20 protein-coding genes are annotated in these 20888 nt (G+C 68.5%); 11 read left to right on the forward strand and 9 right to left on the reverse strand.

The features are described 5' to 3' along the window. Window positions 1-64 precede the first annotated feature (64 nt). The 6 genes from NWFMUON74_RS12885 (at window position 65) to NWFMUON74_RS12910 (ending at window position 7257) form a co-directional block, all read left to right on the forward strand. On the forward strand, window positions 65-1186 hold the full coding sequence (locus NWFMUON74_RS12885) for a serine/threonine-protein kinase (RefSeq protein ID WP_187688033.1): 1122 nt from the start codon (window positions 65-67) through the stop codon (window positions 1184-1186). Beyond that, on the forward strand, window positions 1183-1827 hold the full coding sequence (locus NWFMUON74_RS12890) for a hypothetical protein (RefSeq protein WP_187688034.1): 645 nt from the start codon (window positions 1183-1185) through the stop codon (window positions 1825-1827). The genes NWFMUON74_RS12885 and NWFMUON74_RS12890 overlap by 4 nt, the downstream gene beginning before the upstream one ends. Next, the gene (locus NWFMUON74_RS12895) at window positions 1824-2498 is read left to right on the forward strand and encodes a hypothetical protein (RefSeq protein WP_187688035.1); all 675 of its coding nucleotides are present in this window, start codon (window positions 1824-1826) and stop codon (window positions 2496-2498) included. Before NWFMUON74_RS12890 ends, NWFMUON74_RS12895 begins: the two co-directional genes overlap by 4 nt. Then, window positions 2495-4480 (forward strand): outer membrane protein assembly factor BamB family protein, encoded by a 1986-nt coding sequence (locus NWFMUON74_RS12900; RefSeq protein WP_187688036.1) that lies wholly within the window; start codon window positions 2495-2497, stop codon window positions 4478-4480. Before NWFMUON74_RS12895 ends, NWFMUON74_RS12900 begins: the two co-directional genes overlap by 4 nt. A 21-nt stretch (window positions 4481-4501) precedes the next feature. Further along, the gene (locus tag NWFMUON74_RS12905; RefSeq protein ID WP_187688037.1) at window positions 4502-6406 is read left to right on the forward strand and encodes a serine/threonine-protein kinase; all 1905 of its coding nucleotides are present in this window, start codon (window positions 4502-4504) and stop codon (window positions 6404-6406) included. A 95-nt stretch (window positions 6407-6501) separates the two neighbouring features. After that, window positions 6502-7257 carry a ZIP family metal transporter gene (locus NWFMUON74_RS12910; protein ID WP_197987011.1) on the forward strand — a complete coding sequence of 252 codons (756 nt, stop codon included), beginning with the start codon at window positions 6502-6504 and terminating at the stop codon, window positions 7255-7257. Here the strand turns inward: NWFMUON74_RS12910 and NWFMUON74_RS12915 are convergent. The 5 genes from NWFMUON74_RS12915 to NWFMUON74_RS12935 all read right to left on the reverse strand — a co-directional run bounded on the left by NWFMUON74_RS12915 (window position 7223) and on the right by NWFMUON74_RS12935 (window position 9678). Next, window positions 7223-7627, reverse strand: a complete 405-nt coding sequence (locus NWFMUON74_RS12915; protein WP_187688038.1) for a hypothetical protein — start codon at window positions 7625-7627, stop codon at window positions 7223-7225. The two genes, NWFMUON74_RS12910 and NWFMUON74_RS12915, sit on opposite strands and share 35 nt — an antisense overlap. Further along, the gene (locus NWFMUON74_RS12920; RefSeq protein ID WP_187688039.1) at window positions 7624-8409 is read right to left on the reverse strand and encodes a DUF899 domain-containing protein; all 786 of its coding nucleotides are present in this window, start codon (window positions 8407-8409) and stop codon (window positions 7624-7626) included. Before NWFMUON74_RS12920 ends, NWFMUON74_RS12915 begins: the two co-directional genes overlap by 4 nt. A 24-nt stretch (window positions 8410-8433) precedes the next feature. Then, on the reverse strand, window positions 8434-8766 hold the full coding sequence (locus NWFMUON74_RS12925) for an ArsR/SmtB family transcription factor (RefSeq protein ID WP_187688040.1): 333 nt from the start codon (window positions 8764-8766) through the stop codon (window positions 8434-8436). After that, window positions 8756-9190 (reverse strand): SRPBCC domain-containing protein, encoded by a 435-nt coding sequence (locus NWFMUON74_RS12930; protein ID WP_187688041.1) that lies wholly within the window; start codon window positions 9188-9190, stop codon window positions 8756-8758. Before NWFMUON74_RS12930 ends, NWFMUON74_RS12925 begins: the two co-directional genes overlap by 11 nt. A 107-nt stretch (window positions 9191-9297) precedes the next feature. Then, window positions 9298-9678: a DUF1761 domain-containing protein gene (locus NWFMUON74_RS12935; protein WP_187688042.1), complete on the reverse strand. Its 381-nt coding sequence runs from the start codon at window positions 9676-9678 to the stop codon at window positions 9298-9300. Between the two features lie 75 nt (window positions 9679-9753). On the opposite strand from NWFMUON74_RS12935, the gene NWFMUON74_RS12940 reads away from it, so the two are divergent. Together NWFMUON74_RS12940 and NWFMUON74_RS12945 are read left to right on the forward strand one after the other, a co-directional pair. Further along, window positions 9754-10392, forward strand: a complete 639-nt coding sequence (locus NWFMUON74_RS12940) for a TetR/AcrR family transcriptional regulator (protein ID WP_187688043.1) — start codon at window positions 9754-9756, stop codon at window positions 10390-10392. A 396-nt stretch (window positions 10393-10788) separates the two neighbouring features. Next, complete coding sequence (locus tag NWFMUON74_RS12945) at window positions 10789-11262, forward strand: RNA polymerase sigma factor (protein WP_187688044.1); 474 nt, start codon at window positions 10789-10791, stop codon at window positions 11260-11262. 7 nt (window positions 11263-11269) lie between these two features. Here the strand turns inward: NWFMUON74_RS12945 and NWFMUON74_RS12950 are convergent, their stop codons facing one another. Continuing rightward, window positions 11270-12331 carry a sensor histidine kinase gene (locus NWFMUON74_RS12950; RefSeq protein WP_269475336.1) on the reverse strand — a complete coding sequence of 354 codons (1062 nt, stop codon included), beginning with the start codon at window positions 12329-12331 and terminating at the stop codon, window positions 11270-11272. Window positions 12332-12341: 10 nt separating this feature from the next. Next, on the reverse strand, window positions 12342-13037 hold the full coding sequence (locus NWFMUON74_RS12955) for a response regulator transcription factor (protein ID WP_187688046.1): 696 nt from the start codon (window positions 13035-13037) through the stop codon (window positions 12342-12344). Window positions 13038-13207: 170 nt separating this feature from the next. Between NWFMUON74_RS12955 and NWFMUON74_RS12960 the strand changes: the two genes are divergently transcribed. Both NWFMUON74_RS12960 and NWFMUON74_RS12965 read left to right on the forward strand, forming a co-directional pair. Then, the gene (locus NWFMUON74_RS12960) at window positions 13208-13711 is read left to right on the forward strand and encodes a M15 family metallopeptidase (RefSeq protein WP_197987012.1); all 504 of its coding nucleotides are present in this window, start codon (window positions 13208-13210) and stop codon (window positions 13709-13711) included. Continuing rightward, complete coding sequence (locus NWFMUON74_RS12965; RefSeq protein WP_187688048.1) at window positions 13708-15054, forward strand: DoxX family protein; 1347 nt, start codon at window positions 13708-13710, stop codon at window positions 15052-15054. Before NWFMUON74_RS12960 ends, NWFMUON74_RS12965 begins: the two co-directional genes overlap by 4 nt. A gap of 85 nt (window positions 15055-15139) precedes the next feature. Here NWFMUON74_RS12965 and NWFMUON74_RS12970 read toward each other — a convergent pair whose 3' ends face one another. Next, window positions 15140-15490, reverse strand: coding sequence for an RNA polymerase sigma factor (locus tag NWFMUON74_RS12970; RefSeq protein WP_187688049.1), 351 nt, complete (start codon window positions 15488-15490; stop codon window positions 15140-15142). Between the two features lie 82 nt (window positions 15491-15572). Continuing rightward, window positions 15573-18137, reverse strand: a complete 2565-nt coding sequence (locus NWFMUON74_RS12975) for an ATP-binding protein (protein ID WP_187688050.1) — start codon at window positions 18135-18137, stop codon at window positions 15573-15575. 162 nt (window positions 18138-18299) lie between these two features. On the opposite strand from NWFMUON74_RS12975, the gene NWFMUON74_RS12980 reads away from it, so the two are divergent. Beyond that, a complete protein-coding gene (locus NWFMUON74_RS12980; protein WP_187688051.1) occupies window positions 18300-20867 on the forward strand; it encodes a LuxR C-terminal-related transcriptional regulator in 2568 nt (855 codons plus the stop codon). Window positions 20868-20888: the final 21 nt, after the last annotated feature.

Genomic DNA, 20888 nt, shown 5'->3' on the forward strand with positions numbered 1-20888 from the left:
GTTCCTTAAGGGTTTTCCAAGGCGCGGCGGCGACAGTGACGCGACCCGAAAGGGGTTGGGAGATATGAGCAGACCTTCGGGGACCGACGAGCCCGCTGTACGCCTGGATGACCTGATCATGCGGCACGGGCCGATGCCCGAGCCACATGTGCGGACACTCGGCGCGACGCTGGCGCGGGCGCTTTCGGCCGCGCACGCACTGGGCCGGGGATTCGTCGCGATCCGACCCGCGGACGTCGAGGTGACCGCCGCGGGACCGCGGCTCGCCGAATCCGGCGGCGCTGCCGGGCGATTCACCGAAGTGACCGCCGCCGCGGAGGTCGCGTCGCTGGCGCTGGTGCTGGTGTTCGCCGGTGGCGCGGCCGCGCCGGAGGCATTGCCGTTCTCCGCCGGGACGCGTGAGCTGCTGCGCGCCTGCATATCCGGTAATCCCGGCCCGACCCTCGACGAGGTGATCCGGCTGCTGGACAGCCCGCCACCCGAGATCTGGCTGCCCGGCGGCCCGGTCGCGGCCACGTCACCGGGTCCGCCGACCGGGCCGGACCCAGCCGGAGCCGAACCAGCTGTGCCACAAGGTGTTCCCACCGGAACGCCGACGCCCACGCCGCCGGGCCGACGGCTGCCGTGGATCGTCACCGCGGCGTGCTGGGCGGTGATTCTCGTGGTCACCGCGGGCACCGCCGTGGCGCTGGCCGGGCGCGACGGGCCGCACGTCTACGACCCGGCCGCGGCCACCGACGCCTGTGCCCTGCTCGACCTCGCCCCACTCGAGAAGCTGGCCGGCAAGACGACCATGCCGCCGGACAACACGGTCCTGGACCATCCGGATTACAAGACCCTGCTGTGTTTCGGTGCGTACGAACACGGGTCACTGTCCGCGGATGTCGAAGTCGCCCGGGCGGGTAGCGACAATGCATCCCGGTACCGAACCCACAAGCTGGTGGTCACCGGCACCTCCGGTGAGGGCATCACCTCGGGTACTCGGCCCGGTCTCGGTGAGAACGCCTTCTACAGCGTGACCAAGTCGGGTAAGGGTGACATGGTCGGCTGCAACGTAGGGTTCATCGACGCGAATCTGACCTTCGACATCAGGTTCGACCTGCACGACGATCCGGGCATGAGTCGCGAGGAACTGATCGACCTCTGCGCACAGCAGTCCCGGAGGGTGATGGAGCGGCTGCGATGAAAACCCTGCAACCGGCCTGGATTTCGGCCACGCTGTCGCTGATCTCCCTGGTGGTGGTCGGCGTGACCGCCGTGGTGCTGGTGAACCGGCCCGTCGACGGCTGGCCCGCCTACACCGATCAGGAGCAGACCACCGTCGCGCCCGCCGGACCGCCACCCAAGTACACCTTCGCCAAGGTCGTCAATGCCTGTGACCTGGTCGATCTCGCCGCGGTGGAACGGCTGAGCGCGGGGCGCAGCATGGACCCGATGCACCACGAGATCAAAGCAGGACGTGGCGGCAGCCTGACCTGTCAGGGCATCTATCAACGCGCGTCGATCACCTTCACCGCGCAGCTGGGCGATTCGCGGGAGCTGTACCGACTGGGAAAGGAACAGACCGCGACCACGGGTTCGGGGCGCTCCTCCGGCACGGCTCCGGAATTCGGTGCGGATACCTATTTCACGCTGGAGCAGAGCACCGCGACGGTCTTCGGCGGCCAGGTGAACAGCGTCCGGACCGACCTCGGGGTTCTCGACGCGAATCTGTACGTCACCATCCACATCGAGGTGTCGAAAGTGGATACGCTGGTCACCGGCGACGAAATCCTGAATATGGCGAAGGCGCAGATGAAAAGCACCCTGGAGACCCTGAAGTCATGACACGACGCACGACGGAATGGGTCGTCACCGGAATCTGCGCCGTGCTGACGGTGATCGTGGTCGTCACGGCGGCGGTCCTGCTGGCGCGTGGGCCGAGCGCGGATTCGGCCTTGCCGCCCAAGGTATCCGGCGTACCCTCCGTCGCGGCCCCGACCACGGCGCCCGACCCCGCTCGATCGGTCTACCACCTCGATCACATCGCCAACGCCTGCGATCTGGTCGATGTCACGCCCTTCACCGTGTATCAGCCCGTCGAGCCCGCCACCCCGGCCCAGCACGTCGAGACCAAGGGCGATGAGCCGACACTGACGTGCCGGATCACCCTGAAGGACTACCACTCCGTGAACCTGGACGTCCGCGACAGCGTGCGCGATCCGCGTGGCTCCTTCGACAGCGGCAAGCAGGTGTTCGGTAACCAGACCGGTCCCGAAGAGCACACGGGCACGGTGCCCGGCCTCGGTGCGGAGAACTACTTCACGCAGCGGGTGAGTCGAAACACTTTCTATGCCGACGACGTCACCGTGGATTACCGGCTCAGCGTGCTCGACGCCGACCTGACGGTGACCATGTCGGTGTCGGTCAACGGTTTCAACAAGGGGCTGACCGGCGATTCGGTCGCCCGCCCGGTGCAGGACCAGGTGCGGGCGGTCCTGTCCCGGCTCCGTCGATGACCGGCACCCCGCTCGATCCCGGTGATCCGCGCGAGATCGGGCCGTACCGACTGCTCGCCCGGCTCGGCTCCGGCGGGATGGGTGATGTGTTCCTCGGCCGCTCACCCGGTGGCCGGAGGGTGGCGATCAAGGCGGTGCACCCGCACCTGGCCGCCGACGCGGAATTCGTCGAGCGGTTCGAACGGGAGGTCGCCGCGGCGCGCGCGGTCGGCGGATTCTGCACCGCCGCCGTGGTGGACGCCGATCCGGGTGCGGAACGACCGTGGCTGGCCACCGAGTACATCCCCGCGCCGTCGCTGAAACAGGTTGTGACCCAGCATGGTCCGCTGCCGACCGCCGCGGTCGAGGTGCTCGCCGCGGGTATCGCGGAGGCGCTGGCGGCGATCCACGCCGCCGGTGTGGTGCATCGGGATCTGACTCCCGCCAATGTGCTGGTGTCCGAAAACGGGGCCCGGGTCATCGATTTCGGCATCGCGCGAGCCCTGGCGCACGCCCGGTCGCTCACCGCCACCGGCGCGGTGATCGGCTCACCGGGTTACATGTCGCCCGAGCACATCGCGGACGAGGAGGTGGGGCCACCGGGCGACCTCTTCTCCCTCGGCGCGGTACTGGTCTTCGCCGCCACCGGTGAAGGTCCGTTCGGCACGGCCAACATGGCCGTGTCGATGTACCGGTCGCTGCACGAAGCCCCGAGGTTGTCCGGCATCCCCGAAGGCGCACTGCGGCAGGTGATCATCGCCTGCCTGGCCAAGGAACCGGCGCAGCGGCCCAGCACCGAGCGGATCCTCACCACCCTGGGCCGGGTGCCCGGACAGCCGGTGGCGGCGGCGGAATGGCTGCCGCCCGAACTCACCCGGGACGAGGTCCGGGTGCGGACACCGCTCAGCCGCCGGGCCGTGTTGCGCGTCGGCGCCGGATCGGCCGGAGTCGGGCTGCTGGCGTTGGGAGCCGGATGGGTGGCAGCGCGCTCGGCAACCCTGGGCAGCACACCGGGTTCGGCCGTGCCGACGCCGGGGCCACCGGGCGGCACGCTGCTGTGGAAAGCGGACGTGGGCGTGATCGATGACGACGAACTGTCGCCACCCGCCCTCGCGGGCGGCCGATTGTTCGCCGGAAGCATCGACGGCAGCGTCTACGCGGTCGATGCCGTGACCGGCAAGGTGCTGTGGAAAGCCCCGGTGGGCGGGGAGATTCGCAACTCGCCGGTGGTCCACCGCGAATTCGTCTTCGCGTGCACCTACCGCGTTCTCGCGGCGTTCGACACGTCGATGGGTGAGCGGCGGTGGACCGCGGACGCCTACGGACACCTGCTCGGCGCGGGTGGTGAGGGTGGTGACCCGCCGATCGTCGTCGTGGCGGGGAGGTCGGAGCGAGGCATCGTCGCACTCGACGCGAGTTCCGGTCGGCGGTTGTGGAGCGCACTCGACGGCGTCGACACCCTGCTGGTCCGGTCGGTCGGCATCCGCTCCGGCATCGTCACCGTGGCCGCGCGCTCGACGTTGTACGCGCTGTCCGCGGTGACGGGATATCAGCTGTGGCGCACCGAGATCGACAGTATGAAGCGAGCCGAGATCGCGGGCGCCGCGGTGGTGGCGCTGGGCAGCTACCGGCGCGGGGTGGTCGCCTTCTCGCTCGACACCGGTAGACAGCTGTGGTCATTCGACCATCACACCGACTCGACACACGTCGTGGTCGCGGGGGAAACGCTGTATCTGAGCGGTGAATCCGATCGGTTGTACGCCCTCGCGGCCGACACGGGGGAGATCCGCTGGATGACGCGCACCGGCTCGGGAGGCGCCCCGGTGGCGGTACGCCAGGACACCCTGTACGCGGTGTGGGACAACGCGGTTCACGCGCATTCGGCGGCGAACGGCGAACGGCTGTGGGGTACGGCGGTCGGCCGCGCGCAGAGCGGTATCCGGGTCTCCGGGAACCTCCTCTACGGCTGCGCCGATCGGTACGTCTACGCGATCTCCGCCTGACCTCGAGCGGAAGGAGCGAAGGTGGAACAACTTCGACGGAGTGATCCGCGAATCATCGGCCGCTGCACCGTGTTCGCGCGGCTCGGCGCGGGCGCCGGTGGCACGGTGTTCCTGGGTCGGACCCCGGGTAACCGGCTGGTCGCGGTGAAGCTCATTCATCCGCATCTGGCCCGCGATCCGGACTTCCGCCGCCGATTCGACCGCGAGGTAGCGGCGGCCAGGGTGGTGGGTGGATTCCACACCGCGGCGGTGATCGACGCCGGATGGTCTCGCGAGTCGGCATGGCTGGCCACCGAATACATCCCCGCACCGTCGCTCGAGCAGCTGGTCGGCACGCTCGGTCCGATGCCTGCGGATTCGGTGGTGGCGCTCGGTCGTGGCATCGCCGAGTCGCTGAGCGCGATTCATGCCGCCGGAGTGGTGCACCGGGATCTGAAGCCGTCGAATGTGCTCGTCACGGCGGACGGCCCGCGGGTGATCGATTTCGGGATGGCGGGCCCGGCCGCCGCGGCGCACACCGGTGTGGTGGGCACTCCCGGATACCTGGCGCCCGAACAGGCCATGGGCGAAACGGCCGGGCCCGGGAGCGATGTCTTCTCACTCGGCGCATTGCTCGCCTACGCCGCGACCGGCCGCGGCGTCTTCGGCGACGGCGAGCCCGCTGTTCTGCTGTACCGGACCGCGCATCAACCGCCGAACCTGGACGGGCTGCCCGACGGGCCGTTACGAGCCGTCGTCACCGCCTGTGTGCGACCCGACCCGCGCGACCGTCCCACGCCCGCCGAGGTGATGGCGGCGTTGCCGCACATCGGTTTTCGGCTACCGCCCGAGGCGGCCGAACTCGTCGCCGCCGCCGAGCGGATGCCGGTGGCCGACCTGCAGCCCGCACCGGTGCGGTCGCGGCGCACGCTGCTGTTCGGCGCCGCGGCAGGTGCCATGATCCTGCTGCCCGGCATCGCACTCGCCGTCCGGGCCGCGACCCGGCCCGACGAACGCCCCGAGGTCGGCGCACCGGCCACGACGACCCCACCGGTTGCCGTCCCGGTGCGGCCGGAACGCATTCCCGTCCGGACCACCATGGTGATGCGGACGCTCGTCCTGTCGGCCGATAGGCGCCTGCTGTTCGTCACCGGCCTGAGTGCCGTCGCGGTCATCGACACCGCGACGAACGCCCTCGTCCGCAGCGTGACCATCGCGGGCGCGGACCACCTGACGGTGTCACCCGACGGCAGCCGGATCTACGCCTTCCGCGCGACAACCGAGGTAGCGGTATACGACGGATCCACCGGCGTGCGTCTCGGCACGGTCCCCGGCACCGACAGCGGGTTCGGGATACCCTCGCACGACGGCTCCCGGCTGTACATCCAGAACGGGAAGACGCTCGCCACCCTCGACGCGGTGACCAATAGTGTTGTCGGCGCGCCCATTCCGCTGGCGCGCGAGACCGCGGGCGGCGCGATCACCGCCGACGGCAGGCGCATGTACGCGGTGGAGTGGAGCCTCATGACCGACCCGGAGAACCGCGTCTCGGTGCTCGACCTGAACACCGCGGCCGTCGTCGCCACCATCGATGTGCGCGGGCGCGCACGCGCGGTGGCGCTGTCCGCCGACGGTCGCCGCGCCGCGGTCGTCAACTGGAACAACAACGAGCTGTCCGTGATCGACACCGCCACCGACACGGTGCTCGCCGCCATCGATGTCGGCGATGCCGGATCGGACGTCGCGCTCTCCCCGGACGGCGCCCGCGCCTTCGTCAGCATCGAGTCCGCGGCCACGGTCGTCACCGTCGACACCGTCGGCCACGCCGTCCTCGACCACACCCGCGTGGACCGTGGGCCCGTCGCCTCGGCCGTCTCCGCCGACGGCCGCAAGCTCTATGTGGCCTGCCGGGACGACAACACCGTCACCGTCGTCCCGGTCGGATGAGGGCCGAGGGCGCGTCGCGGTATCGGCGGCTGTTTCGTTCCCCGCCGGGCGGGTAGCTCGGCTGGGCAAGGGGAACGCGAGGAGACGAGGCGGCTGTGGCGGGTGTGTGGGAGGCGGGGGGATGGGGGTTGCTGGCGGGCTCGTCGCTGCTGCTGGGTGCGTCGCTCGGATTCCTCGCGAGGTTGCCCGCGGCGCTGGTGGCGAGTGTGATGGCGTTCGGCAGCGGGGTGTTGTTGTCAGCGGTGTCGTTCGAATTGATCGCCGAGGCGCATGCTCGCGGGGGAATGGCGGCCACCACCGTCGGCGCGGTCGGCGGGGCCGTGATCTATACCCTGGCCAACGTCGGTCTGGCGCGGCGCGGGGCGCGGCACCGCAAGCGGTCCGGTGGGCAGCAGCCGTCGGAGTCCGAACAGGCGGGGTCGGGGACGGCGATCGCCCTGGGCGCGCTGCTGGACGGGGTGCCGGAGTCGATCGTCATCGGCACGAGCCTGCTCGGCGGAGGCGCCGTCAGCGCGGTCACGGTGGCCGCGGTGTTCATCAGCAATGTGCCGGAGGGATTGTCGAGCGCGTCGGGCATGCGGCAGGCCGGCCGCGGTCCGCGCTATGTGTTCACGCTCTGGGCAGGTATCGCGGTGATCAGCGGTGTGGCGGCGATGGCCGGGTACGGGCTGCTCGGCGGCGCGTCGCCCACCGTGCTGGCGGCGATCACGGCGCTCGCCGCGGGCGCGATGCTGGCGATGATCGCCGACACCATGATCCCGGAAGCGTTCGAGCACGCGCACGTGTGGATCGGATTGATCACTGTCACAGGCTTTCTCACCGCGTTCGGACTCTCCCAAACGAGCGGTTGAGCCGACCGCGCGCCGGGTGGCTCCCGGCGTGACCGCGGAGCAGTACGACGCCGGACAATGCCACCTCGGCGACGGCGGCCGACAGCGCCGCCTGCATCAGTGTGCCGGGCATCGGGGCGATGGCGTGCAGCGCCGGCATCGTGGCGCCCATCATCGCGGTCATCGCCCAGGCGGCGGGGGAGGGCCTGGTCCACAGATGCCAGGCACACCACAGGCAGCCCAGCGACATCAACGCGGGCAGCACGACCGACCAGACTGTGGCGCAATGGGTTCCGTCGCAGGCGGCGTGCAGGGCCGCGGAGAGCAGCGACAGCGCCGCCCCGGCCCGGCCGGTGCGAGACCAGGCCGGGGTGGGCGGGCGGTCGATCACGGCGCCGGGTGCGCGCAGCAGTCGTGTGGCTCCTGTTTCCGCTTGCCACCGGCCTCGCCCCGGTCGATGGCCGCGCTGACCCGGTCCAGCCACTGCGGCGCGGTCTCGTCGACAGCGGCGGTGTACTCGTCGTTCCAGTTCCACCACGTGTAGGCCGGGGTCCGGGGATAGCCTTCCGGCGAATCCTCCCAGTCCTCCTGGCGGCCCAGCGCCGTCATATCCAGGTAACTCCAGGTGTTTCCGAAGTATTCGTCGCCCCGGCGGTTGATGAAATAGGTGCGATACACCCGATCGCCCTCCCGGATGAAGGCGTTGGTGCCGTGCCATTCATCGACGCCGAAGTCGGTGTCGAACTCGTCGGTGAGGGTGTACCACGGGATATGCGACCAGCCCATGCGCGTCCGCACCCGGGCGATATCCGATTGCGGTGCGCGCGAGGCGAATGCGAGTGTGGTGTCGCGGGCGTTGAGGTGGGCGAGATTGCCGACGTGGTCGGCGATCATGGAACAGCCGCGGCAGGCGTGCTCGGGCCAGCCGACCACGCCGGGCTCGAAGAAGGCGCGATAGACGATCAGCTGGCGGCGCCCCTGGAACAGGTCGAGCAGGCGCATCGGGCCCGCAGGTCCGTCGAACGTGTAGTCCTTCTCGACCGCCACCCAGGGCATCCGGCGGCGCCGGGCCGCCAGCGCGTCGTGGGCCCGCATCACCTTCTTCTCTTCCGTCAGCAGCTCCAGGCGCGCTGTCTCCCATTCGTCCTGCGAGACGATCGGCGGTGTCTTCATGGTGAACTCCTGTTCGGATCGTGTTCAGCCCCGGTCGAGGCTGTTCTTCAACGCGTCGAGTGGGCCGTCCCAGTCGCGCGCCAGCGCGGCGAGAAATTGTTGTGCGACCCGCATCGGGGCGGAACGCAGTCGGTAGCGCACCCGGCGGCGCTCGCCCTGCTCCGCGGTCACCAGACCGGCCTCGGACAGCAGCGTCAGATGCTTGGCGATCGCCTGCCGGGTGATCGGCAACCGGGCGGCCAGGTCGGTCGCGGTGGCGGGTCCGGCGGTCGCCAGTGCGGCGAGGATCGCGCGCCGGCTCTGGTCCGCCAGGGCCACGAAGACCTGCTCGGCGATCGCCTCCTGGTCAGGCCGCATCGAGGTAGTCGGCCAGCTCACCGAGTTCGTTCTGCCAGCCGCGCGTGTTGCCCTCGAACGCCGCCTGGTAGGCGTCCTCCGACAGCTGCGCGAAACCGGTCTCGACCACGGTCAACCGGGTACCGGTCGCCACCGGTTCGAGCGTGAACTCCACATAGGTGCGGCGCGGATCCTCCTCCGGCAGCCCGAAGATATGCCAGGTGAACCCGAAGACGCGCGGCTCTTCGACTCGCTCGATCCGCAGATCCGCCGTATGGCCGCCCTCGTTCCAGCGCATCCATGCCCTACCGCCCGGGCGCAACTCGATACCGGCCTCGTTGCCGAACCACGTGCCCAGTCCCTCGGCCGTGGTCAGCGCCGCCCACACCTTCGCCGGCGGGTGCGCCAGTTCGACCGTCCGCTCGATGCGATCGGGAAATCCCATGTCTGCCTCCCATAAGTAGCAACTCGTTGGTTGCGATATTATTGCAACCAACGAGTTGCGTCAATGGGTGCACTCTGGTTGGGGAAAGTCTGTGCCGCCGTAGGGATTCAGATGAACAGTCCGAGCGTGGCGCCGCTGATGATGAGCTTGAGAACCCAGTCGGTCATATGCACCAGGGCGGTGGGAATCGGAACGTTCTCATGGACGATGGCTCCGGAGAGGATGGTCACCGGGATCACCGCGAGGATCGCCCCCAGGACCGTTCCGGCGCCGACGCCATGTCGACCGCCGATGAGCAGCAGTGTCGCCAGTACCGCAGCCGTCAGCAGGCCGCGCAGCAACACCGACACCATCTGTACCGGCACGCCGACTCCGGGACGTGGGGTGCTCGTCCGTGCGACCAGCGCGGCGACCGGCGGCGTCGCGTACAACACCGCGCTGATGGCGAACGAGACGATCGCCGCGACGGCGACACCTGCGAGAATCATGGCCTGCTCCTTAAGTACGATGTAGTACTAAATTAGGTGGCGGGTTGGGTACTGTCAAGTACTAAAGTGGGAGACATGAAATCTGCAGCTGGACGTCGCGGCCGACCGCCGGGGAAAACGGGGGCCGAACTGCTGGCCGTCGCCCGCGAGGTGTTTCTGGAGCGTGGGTTCGCGGGCACGACGATGGACGAGATCGCCTCGCGCGCAGGAGTTTCCAAGGCTTCGCTCTACCGGGAGCATCCTTCGAAGGCCGGACTGTTCGCCGCGGTCGTGGCGCACTGGACAACTGCGGGCCGTGAGGCCCTGCGGCCCGCCCTCGCGAAACTCGCGGCTGCCGAGGATATCCGCGCCGAGTTGATCATCTGGGCGCGAACTCTTTCGACCGGTGTGCTCTCGCCGCCCGTAGTGGAGATGCGTCGACTCGTCACAGCCGAGGCGGGCCGCCAACCGGAGGTCGGGGCGAACTATCTGCGGCAGAGCTGGAACAGGAATATCGATGATCTCGCCGCGACTTTGCGGACTCTCGATTCTCGCGGCCTGCTGCGGGTCCCCGACCCCGGCGCCGCCGCCGAACAGCTCACCTGGCTGGTCCTGGGTGCGCCGCTGAACGCCCGGATGCTCGACGCCACAGCAACGACCACCGACACGGCCGACAAGGCGATCGACCTGTTCCTGACCGCGTACGGCCAGGCCCACCCCCGCAAGAGCCGATGAAGCCCGTTCCGCTCTCGGCTCACTGTTGCCCGGAATCGAGAACTACGCCATACTGACTCGGCAACCGGTCTTCTGAAGGCCGGGGGGCTGCGGTGCCGGTGACAACCCGGATCGCGCCCGAAGCTCCGTCCGCAATCAGCGCGGCGAGCCCTTCTCTCTTCCCGGTCGTTCTCCGACGCCGGACGTTTCGCCTACCCCGAGATCGACCACCACTGCGCCGCCGCGGCTTGTACAGCGCGGCCGTCGCGGTCCCGACCATGCCACCGACTGGAGTGAAAGCCCTTGAGTGCCAACAGCGTTACCTCGCTGACGCCGCCGAACCAATCGGTCGACCGCGGCCACCCCGTGATGAAAGCAGGTGGCATACCGTCGTTCGACCAATTGCTGATCCAAGTCATGAATTCCACACACGAGACCCTGCTCATGTCCGTGACACGGCAGGTCGGTAGCCGGACCGACGCGGAGGACATCGTGCAAACGGCGCTCCTGCGCGTGTACCGCGCCAAGCCGGACATCGATGAGGCCGCCGGATTGCGCTCATACCTGTGGACAGCGGCCACGAACCTCGTGCGTGACTCTTGGCGCCACTCGGCCACCGCTCGGCGGCTCCACGTCTCCTACGACCCCGAGCGAACGCCATCGCTCACCGCTCGCGCGGAGCCGAGTCTCGACGACGTGGTCGCGTTTCGCCAAACGTTTCTCGGCGCGCTCCGCACACTGCCGCCGCGTGAACGAGAAGCTCTGGTACTGCGGGCAATCTGCGGCAATTCCTATGCCGAGACGGCCCGCATCATGGGAGTGACGACGGGCACCGTGAAGGGATACGTGCACGACGCGCTGGCGCGAATCCGGGTCCGGCTCATGGCCTGAAGCACGTTCAGGCAAGCGGCGGTAGTCGTACGGTGACGCAGAGCCCTCCGGCGGGGCGGGGGGTGAGCGTGAGCGTTCCGGAGTGTGCTCGCGTGATGCTGTCGACGATCGCGAGGCCGAGGCCCACACCAGCGTGGTCGGTGCGGATGCGCTGGGTGCCGCGCTGGAACGGCTCGACCAGTGTGGAAACGAGGTGGGGGGAGAGCTTCTCGCCGGTGTTCTCGACTGTCAGCACCGCCGACTCGGGCCGGGCGCTGGTGCTGACCCATACGCAGCCCTGCTCGGGAAGGTTGTGGACGATCGCGTTGTGCACGAGGTTCGTCGTCATCTGCAGCAGCAGTGCGTGGGAGCCGAGGGCGTGCGTGATGTCGCCGGAGGTCTCGATGGTGAGGCCGCGTTTCTCCGCGAGGGGAAGCAGTGTTTCGGTGGCCTCTTCCGCGATGAGGGACAGGTCGACGGAGTCTCGCGCGAAGGACCGTTGATCGGCGCGGCTGAGCAGGAGTAGGGCCTCGGTGAGATTGATCGCCCGGGTGTTGACCGTGTGCAGAACGGCCAGCAGTTCGCCGACGTCGCGCTGCGGATCGTTGCGCGCCACCTCGAGCAGCGTCTGGGTTATCGCCAGTGGGGTGCGCAATTCGTGGGAGGCATTGGCGGCGAATCTCTGCTGTTCGGCGACGTGTGCTTCCAGGCGCGCGAGCATGTTGTCGAAGGAGTCGGCGAGTTCGCGGAACTCGTCTCGGCGGCCCGGCAGCCGGATGCGGTGCGACAGTGAGCCTTCCGTGGCCAATCGGGTGGCGTCGGTGATTCGGGCGAGCGGGGTGAGCATGCGGCCGGCGAGCACCCACCCCCCGGCGAGACCGAAGATCAGCAGACAGGCCAGCACCAGACCCATGAACGGAGCGAACGCGCGGAGCAGCACCGCGCGGTCGATCCAGAAGTTGTCGGTGGCGTTGATCCACCCCGCGGGCAAGAAATACAGGTAGAACACCAACACGGCCCCGAGCAGCAGACTCCCCGCGAACATGAGGAACCCCGCGTAGCTGAGGGTCAGTTTCAGGCGGACACTCAAACCCGGCGCTCTATCCACGGTCGTCTCCGTGCTGCGCTGCGTCCGGCCGACTGCTGATGTGATATCCGACGCCGGGCACGGTAGCGATGATCCACGGTTCGCCGAGGCGTTTGCGCAGGGCCGAGACCGTGATGCGCACGGCGTTGGTGAACGGGTCGGCGTTCTCGTCCCACGCCCGCTCCAGTAGTTCTTCGGCGCTGACGACGCCGCCTTCGGCCGCGACGAGGACCTCGAGGACAGCGAATTGCTTGCGGGTCAGCGCGACGTAGCGGCCGTCGCGATAGACCTCGCGGCGGAACGGATCCAGCCGCAGGCCCGCGATCTCCCGCACCGGCGGTCTGTTGTGCGCTCGCCTGCGATCGAGTGCTCTGAGCCTGAGCACGAGTTCCCGGAGTTCGAAGGGTTTGGTGAGGTAGTCATCGGCGCCGAGGCCGAACCCGGTCGCCTTGTCGTCGAGCCGGTCGGCGGCGGTGAGCATCAGGATCGGCATGCCGCTACCCGAGGCGACGATGCGTTTCGCGATTTCGTCCCCGGAAGGACCCGGGATGTCACGATCGAGGATCGCGATGTCGTAGGCGTTGACGCTCAGCAACTCGAGAGCGGTGTCGCCGTCTCCGGCGATATCGGCCGCGATCGCTTCCAGCCGCAGTCCGTCGCGGACCGCTTCGGCCAAATAGTGTTCGTCCTCGACGATCAATACGCGCATAGCTTCTCGATTCTTCCAGCCGGAGAGTATCGCCGGCGTATCGAAATCCGCATACGCGCCGGCAACGCGGCGCTGCCTTGACTGAAGGCATGAACCATATCGGACCAGCGCGAACACCAGCTCGACGGACCGGATGGGCCACTTTCGTCACCCTGGTGGCCGTCGGCGGGATGCTTGTCGGTGTCCTCGCTTATCAGTCCCTGCCGTCGCTGTCCTCCTCGGCCGCACGATTCCACGGCAGTTCCCAGGGCACGACGGTCTTCGACGACGACGATCCGGCCGTGGCCAACCTTGACGCCGATCTGCTCGCCGCCCTGCGCGAGGCGGCGACCGATGCCGCGGACGACGGGGTCACGCTCGTCGTCAACAGTGGCTGGCGCTCCGCGGAGGACCAGCGGCAACTGCTGCGCGAGGCGCTGGCGAAGTACGGCTCGGAGGAGGAGGCCGCCCGATGGGTCGCCGCTCCCGACAAGTCCGCGCACGTGTCGGGAGAGGCTGTCGATATCGGGCCCACCGAAGCCGCCGCGTGGCTGGCTTCGCACGGCGCCGGGTACGGGCTGTGCCAGGTCTACGCCAACGAGCCCTGGCACTACGAGCTGCGACCTCGTGCCGGTGCGTACGGCTGCCCACCCTGGTACGCCGACCCCACCGAGGATCCGAGGATGCGGCAGTGAGTACCGATACGGTCGGCCCCCGAACCGTCACGCCATCCGCCCCGCGCCCGACGACGCGACTGGCGTTCCGATTCTGCGTCGTCTACTTCGGCCTGTGCTGCCTGCTGCTTACATACATTCCGTTCACGCTGCTGGGCATTCTCGGCTACTGGATCCGCCACTACGTCGGGCCGTGGCCCATGCTGCCGATCGACCCCGTCACCGGTTGGGTGGGCAGGACTTTCTTCGGGGTCGACGCGGTGCTGAACGAGAACTCCGGAGCGGGCGATCAGGCGGCCATCTGGGTGCTGGTGTTCTGCATTCTGGTTGTCGCCGTGGTGGTTACGGCGGTGTGGACGATGGTCGACCGCCGCACCGACCACCCGCGCCTGCGGGCCTGGTTCCCGCTGTTCCTGCGGTTGTGCCTGGGCGGGCAGATGCTGGGGTTCGGAATGGCCAAACTGATCCCCACGCAGATGACCGCTCCCTCGTTGGCGCAACTGCTGCGGCCGTACGGCGAGATGAGTCCGGCCTCGGTGCTGTGGCTGCAGGTCGGCAGCTCCTATCCGTACGAAATGGCCCTCGGCGCAGTGGAAGTGGTGGCCGGGCTGCTGCTGTTCGTGCCCCGGACCGCGGTGCTGGGCGCGGTACTGAGCCTGGCGAGCATGGCCCAGGTCACCCTGCTGAACCTGACGTTCGATATCCCGGAAAAGCTGCTCGCCGGACACCTGCTGTTGATCAGCCTGGTCCTGCTCGCCCCGTATCTCGGCCGGCTGGCCGACATGTTCGTGCGGCAGCGCGCGTGCGCCCCGCTGGCCCAGCCCGCGCTGTTCACCGACAGACGGAAAAATCGCGTCGCACTGTGGCTGCAGGTCGCTCTGGGTCTCTGGATCGCGTTCGGCAGCGGGTATGACCGGTGGGTGGTCTGGCAGGAGCAATATGGCCCCGCCAGCCCCAAATCCGAGCTGTACGGCATCTGGGACGTGCGGGACTTCACCCTCGACGAGCAGCCGGTGCCGCCCCTGACAACCGACGAGAACCGTTGGCAGCGACTGGTTTTCGATGACCCGGCAGAAGCGACCTACCAGCGGATGAACGGTGAACTGGTGCCGTTGCGCGCCGAGTTCGGCCGCGACCGGCAACTCGAACTCACCACGGCGACGGACACCACCGGCGAAGAAGCCGACCACCACCCGATTGTCGCGACACTGTCCACCGAGCGGCCTGCCCAGGACCGGCTCCTACTCCGCGGGACACTGAACGACCACCTGGTCGCTATGACCCTGGAACGCGTGGACCCGGACAGCTTCACCCTGCGCAGCCGCGGATTCCATTGGATCCAGGACAACATCTACTTCCGCTGACCCACCCGCGCTCTGCCACACCCCGGAGCCCGCCCGTCTCCGCGAACCTGTTCCCATGACCCGCGCCGCCTCCGCGTAGGTCTTGTCATGGAACAGCCGCAGCACCAGTGCTTCTCATTCCCGGTGGCGGCAGTGCACGGAGGGCGGCGAGCACTGTGTGACGTAGTGCGATCATGTCGTCGATATTCGGCTCCGCACTGTAGGCGAGCGCGCCGACCCGCTCGGCGCAATAGGGTTCGTGCTGCCGGCGAGCATCGGCCGAGCGGCGCCAGGAGTCACGTACCAGGTTCGCGGTCGCGGCCCACAGGTATGAACGCAGCTTGTCGACCTCGGTGATATCGGGCCTGGCCCGGTACACACGTAATAAGGCCGTCTGCACGATGTCTTCGGCGTCGAGCCTGCTGCCGACCTGTCGTGCCACCGACGCGAGCAGCATGTCGTGTGTCGATGCCACACCTTGCGCTACAACGGTGCGTGTGCCGTTCTCGAAGCCGTTGTGTCACTCGATGTTTGCCTGGTCAGCGAGTCTTCCGAGTGGTTCTCGCACCCGGGGCGGGGAGCCCCGGTATGAAGTCCGCGATGTCGGCGCGCGAGGTGATCCGTAGCTTCCGCAGCACCGCGGCGACTTGGGCGTCGACGGTGCGTCGCGATTTGCCGCGCCGGGCGGCGATGGCCGAATTGGTCCATCCTGCCGCCGCCAGTGCCGCGACATCCTGTTCGGCCGAGGTCAGAGTGGCCCACGCGGAGCCGCCCGCGTCCGTGTTCGCTACCGGAGTCATACGCTTTCCTGTCAGCGGGGTGCCCGAGGCCAGCTGCTGGACTTCGTTCCGTTCCGGCCGCAGTTGTGCGCCGCGTGCCTCGGTAGCGGCGAATACCTCTGGGCCGAGCACGTTCTCGGCTGCCTGAACAGCCTCTTCGACCAGATCTGCGAACGGCCCGAGCCGCCGGATCTCGATACCGAGTGTGGCGCGCAGCCGCCGCGTGCCACCCGCCAGCAGCGCGATCTCGGTCGCCACAGCCGAGGTAGGGCGCGGATCGGCCGCCCGATTCGCGGGATCGGTAATGATCTGCGCCAGTGTCCACGCCCGGAATTCCACCGCCCACAGCGACGCCCACCGTTCGCGAACGGGCTCGAGGTCGGCCAGCACCGTTCGTTGCACCGTCAGGGCCGCACCGGGATCGCCGAGGCGGGTGAGCGCGATCGACCAGGTCAGTTGCGCCCACGACCTGGTCCAGGGCACGCCCGCGGCGGTGGTCCGTTCGAGGTACTGCCAAGCCAGATCCCGCGCTTGCGTCGCGGTTCCGAGCAGAGCGGCCGCGAGCGCCGCGAGTTGCTGGCTCGGAATCGCGCTCGCCGTATTGCCCGCCCGGTCGAATTTTCGCTGCGCCCGTTGCAGCACCACGATCGCCACCGGATCTCTTCGGGCCACGAAAAGCTCGACGCCCCAGGCGAAATCCACCACTGCGGGAAGGCCGGGCACTTGATCGGGTGTTGCGCGCCAGGTGTCCACCGCGTCGGGCAGGCAGGTCCGGACACATCGGTCGAGCATCCGCTCGGCATCGCCGATTTCGCCCTGGGACAACATGATCCATACCAGCAGGGCCATCGCCGTCACCCGAAGCTCGTGCGGTGGCGGGGACAACGTCCGGGTCGTGTCGAGCGCGCGCTCGGTTCGCAGCCGCATCTCCCGGAAGGACCCTTTGACGAAAGCCAGTCGCAGCTCCAGCAGTCCCACACAGATTTCCAAGCCACGCAACGCGTTGCCGCCGGGCACGAGACTACGTTCGGTCGCGAGAACTATGTTGTGCCACGCCGCATTCGCCCAGTCGACGAGCCCTTCCGCCGCCGCGCCGAAACAGTTCGCCGCCGCCTCCCGGATCCTGTCGCGGTAATAGTCGCAATGCCGCTCGGCGAGTCGCGCTGCCGCATCGGGCTCACCGCTGGTTCGTCGGTTCAGCTGCTGCTGGGCGTATACGCGAAGATTTCCCGACAGCGAGTAGTACACCGTGGTCGCCGTGAGCTGGCGCGATACCAGCGACTGATCCGCCAGCCGCTCCAGCAGGCCCTCGATCTCGTTGTCGAGAATGCGCATCCGGCCGTCGGTGGGCATTCCGTCGGAATCCGCGCAGATGTGGCGTATCGCGTCGAGGTCGGCTCCGACCGGCAGAACCGGGTCGTCCGCGGCGCCGGGGTCGGTGTCATAGCCCCCAGCGAATACCGACAGCCGGTCGAACAGCGCCCGCTCCTTCTCGCTGCACAAGTCATAGGACCAGCCGATGACATCATTGATGCTGCGATGCCGCTCCTCACCGCCGAATACCGGTCCGGCGGGCCAATCCAGACGACGGTCCCCACCGCAGATCTCCGCCAGGATCATTCTCATCGGCCGGCGCGCGAGGCGACCGGCCGCCAGGTGGATGAACAGCGGGTGGTAGTCCATCTGCCGGCAGATCTGGTCGGCCATCGCCGTGTCGTCCGCTCCACCGAAAGGCCGGCCGGCCAACTCGGCACGTTGGCGGAACAGTTGCAGTGCTTGATGCGGTGGCAACGGAGGCACAGGGAACTGTTGCTCGTCGACCCAGCCGATCGCCTCGCGACTGGTCGCCACAATGCACAGTCCCGGTATCGCCTCCAGCATTCGAGCGATCAGCACCCCGGCGCCGGCCAGCACATGTTCACAGTTGTCCAGCACCAGCACCACTCGCACGGTCCGGTTCCTGCCGTCGATCCTGGTCAAGGTGGTGGTCAGGGCCTCCCACATCGAGCGGCCCGAATAGTCGGTCGTCACCACGGAGCGCGCGATCTCCTCCTCGACCGCCGCCGCGTCGCTGTCGGGTGCCAGACGCGCCAGGCGCACGGTATGCACCGGCGCGCGGCTCGCCTTCGCCAGACGCTGTGCCGCTTTCGCGGCCAGCCGCGTCTTCCCGATACCGCCGGGACCGATCAGCGTCACCAATCGCGTCCCCCGCATCAACAGCGTGACGATGGTGTCGAGCTCGTGTGCGCGCCCCACGAAATCGTCGGCGGGCGTACGGCCCGAGCGCTGCCCGGGATCGCCTGGTGACTCCGAGTTCGGACGCACCGGCAAAGGTGCCCGAACAGTGCCTGGCGGAAGTCTGGTCATTCCCTTACAGACGGTTCGCCGCTGGACAAGGTTGGGCACCCGCCCCAACCTTTCCCGGCCTTCGGCGGTCGTAGCAGGTGACCTGCGCGGGAAATGGTGTGTGAGGAGAGGCGGATTCCGATGTGCTCGAACCGACAACCGGAAACGATCGAATTCCGCGCCCGCGATCTGCCCGCCGTGACCGCCGGCTTCGTCGGCCGCGAGGTGGAACTCGACATGCTGCTGCCGCTCGTGATGACGCCCGGGCGGCTGGTCACGCTGACGGGGATGGGTGGAATCGGGAAGACTCAGCTGGCCGCGGAGGCGGTCCGCCGATTCCGCAACGCCACCGGCATACCCGTGCGCTGGATCCGGCTCGCGCACCTGGCAAGGGACTCCGGCCGAGCGGCCATCGAAGCCGAGATCGCCGGTTCCGGGCTGGGGACGGATGTGCCGGTCGGTCCGGCCGCCGGTCGCCGCACGCATGCGCTGCTGGTCCTGGACAACTGCGAACATGTCCGCAGCGGTGTCGCCGCCGCGCTACCAGGCCTGCTGGACACGATGAGCGGGCTGACCGTGCTGACAACGAGTCGTGAGGCGCTCGGCGACGACCGGGAACAGACGATCGTCGTCCCGCCGTTGTCGCGGAGCGACGCACTGACCCTGTTTCGCTACGGAGCAGCGCTCGTCGGATACCCCCTGGAAAACGACTGGCCGCAGTCCGCGAGCGCCATTTGCGGACATCTGCACGACAACCCGCTCTATATCCGGTTGGCGGCAGCCCGTCTCGAGCGCCGGCCACTACGGTCCCTCCTGGACGGGCTGAACGGCGAAGCCGGAGTCGACCAGCGGCTACGGTGGTACGCGGCGTCGCGCGTGGGTGCCGATGACCGGCATCACGGCATCTACGCGGCGATCGCATGGTCGTACGATTTGTGCGGTGACGAGGAGCGGCTGCTGTTCGAACGCATGTCGGTATTCGCACCGGGTCGCATCGCCCCCGCCGGGGACGCCGCCGACATCGACGCAGGCAGCGAAGCGGCCGCGATCGAGGCCGTCTGCGCTGATGACGCAGATATCGATGCGGCGCGTGAATCGGCTTTCGCCACTACCCGATTGCACCGCGGCAAGATCGAAACTCTGCTGGAACAGTTGGTGCGCCGATCATTGGTCTCGGTGCAGCGCACGCCGACTGGTGCGCGGTATTCGCTGACGGAAAGCGTCCGGGTGTTCGCGCAGGAGCGACTTCGGGAACGCGACGCCGCTGCCGCCGGCGATCCGGTGCGACGGCATCTGCGGTACTACCGGAACAGGGTCGTCGATGCCGCGGCGCAGTGGTTCGGCCCGCGCGAAGACACCCTGATCAGGTGGCTCCCGTCCGCGTGGCCCGATGTGCGGACGGCGATCCGGGCCGGCCTCGGCACACCCGCCGATGCCGTGCTGGCCCTGGAAATCTGCGCGGCTCTGCAGGCCGTGCCCGTCTCGCCCGCGCCCTCGTTGCGGGAGGTACGGCAGTTGACCGAGCGCGCCATGGCCGTTGCGGGATCGTCCGCAGCCGCCGAGCTGCGGTTGCGCGCCACCGCCGCGCTGGCGTGGACCGCTGTCCGGCAGGGTTTGTTCGAGGACGCCGAACGGTTGCTGGAACAGTGTGTCGTCGCGTGTGATCTCGAGCCCGATCAAGCGCGGCATTGGCGAGACACCGCAGCCATCGATATCGGGCTGCCCGCGGTCGTCGAGTTCGTGTGGGGGTGCGAACTGTGGCTGGTCCGGCGCGACGGCGCGGCGATCGGAGTGCTCGTCCGCGCCCGGGAAAAGTTCGAGCGGAACCACGAGTGGGGCATGGCGGCCAGGTGCGCGGTATCGGCTGTCGCGGGGACCGCACAGCTGCGCGGACCAGAGCAGGCCGAACGTCTCGTCGGCCCGCTGCGCGTCCGGGCAGACGCGGGAAAGTCCCGCTGGACGATGGCGTGGGCCGACCTATCCGAGGCCATCGCGCTGATCGAGCGCGGTGACGCTCCCCGGGCAACCGCACTCATCGCTCGCGCGGTGTCGTACCTGGCGTCGGTCGGTGATCGGCGGGGCGTCGTGTGGGCCCTGACGCTGCGTATCCGGGCGCTCGCGCCGAGCATCGCCGGTATCGGCCCGCGCCGTGCCGCCGCCGCCGCGGAGATCGCCCGATTGTCCGGCATCGTCGGTACGGTCGGCACCGAACTCGGGACGGATACCCGAGCGACCGCGGATCTCGTCGAACGGACCACTGCCGCCGTCGCGGTCGCCCGAGATCTGCTCGGGGCAAAGGCATTCGCCGCCGCCCATGCCCGAGGCGCGCGACTGCGCCTGGATCCCGACGGGCTCGCACACATGCTGTCGGGGGCAAGCGGATTCGACCGGAGCCTGCGCTCGAATGGGCATGGCCGTGCGGCGGATTCGCGATGGAACGAGTTGTCGCGGTCCGAGCGGCACGTGGCCCTGCTCGCTGCCGCCGGATGGACGAATACCGCGATCGCCGCACGGCGCGGCACCTCGGTCCGCACCGTGCACGCGCAGATGGCCGCGACCCTGCACAAACTGATGATCACTTCCCGTCGCGACATCGCCGAATTCGTTCCGGTCACGCAGCGATTGGAAAGCCTGCGGGAAGCCGCGCGCCCGGCACGAAGCGACTCCGGCCGAGCCGGAGCCCGAGGTACGCACTGTCATCCGGAATGAGTGGGAATGCGAGTTCCTGCC

This window comes from Nocardia wallacei (genome assembly GCF_014466955.1).
Lineage (GTDB): Bacteria > Actinomycetota > Actinomycetes > Mycobacteriales > Mycobacteriaceae > Nocardia > Nocardia wallacei.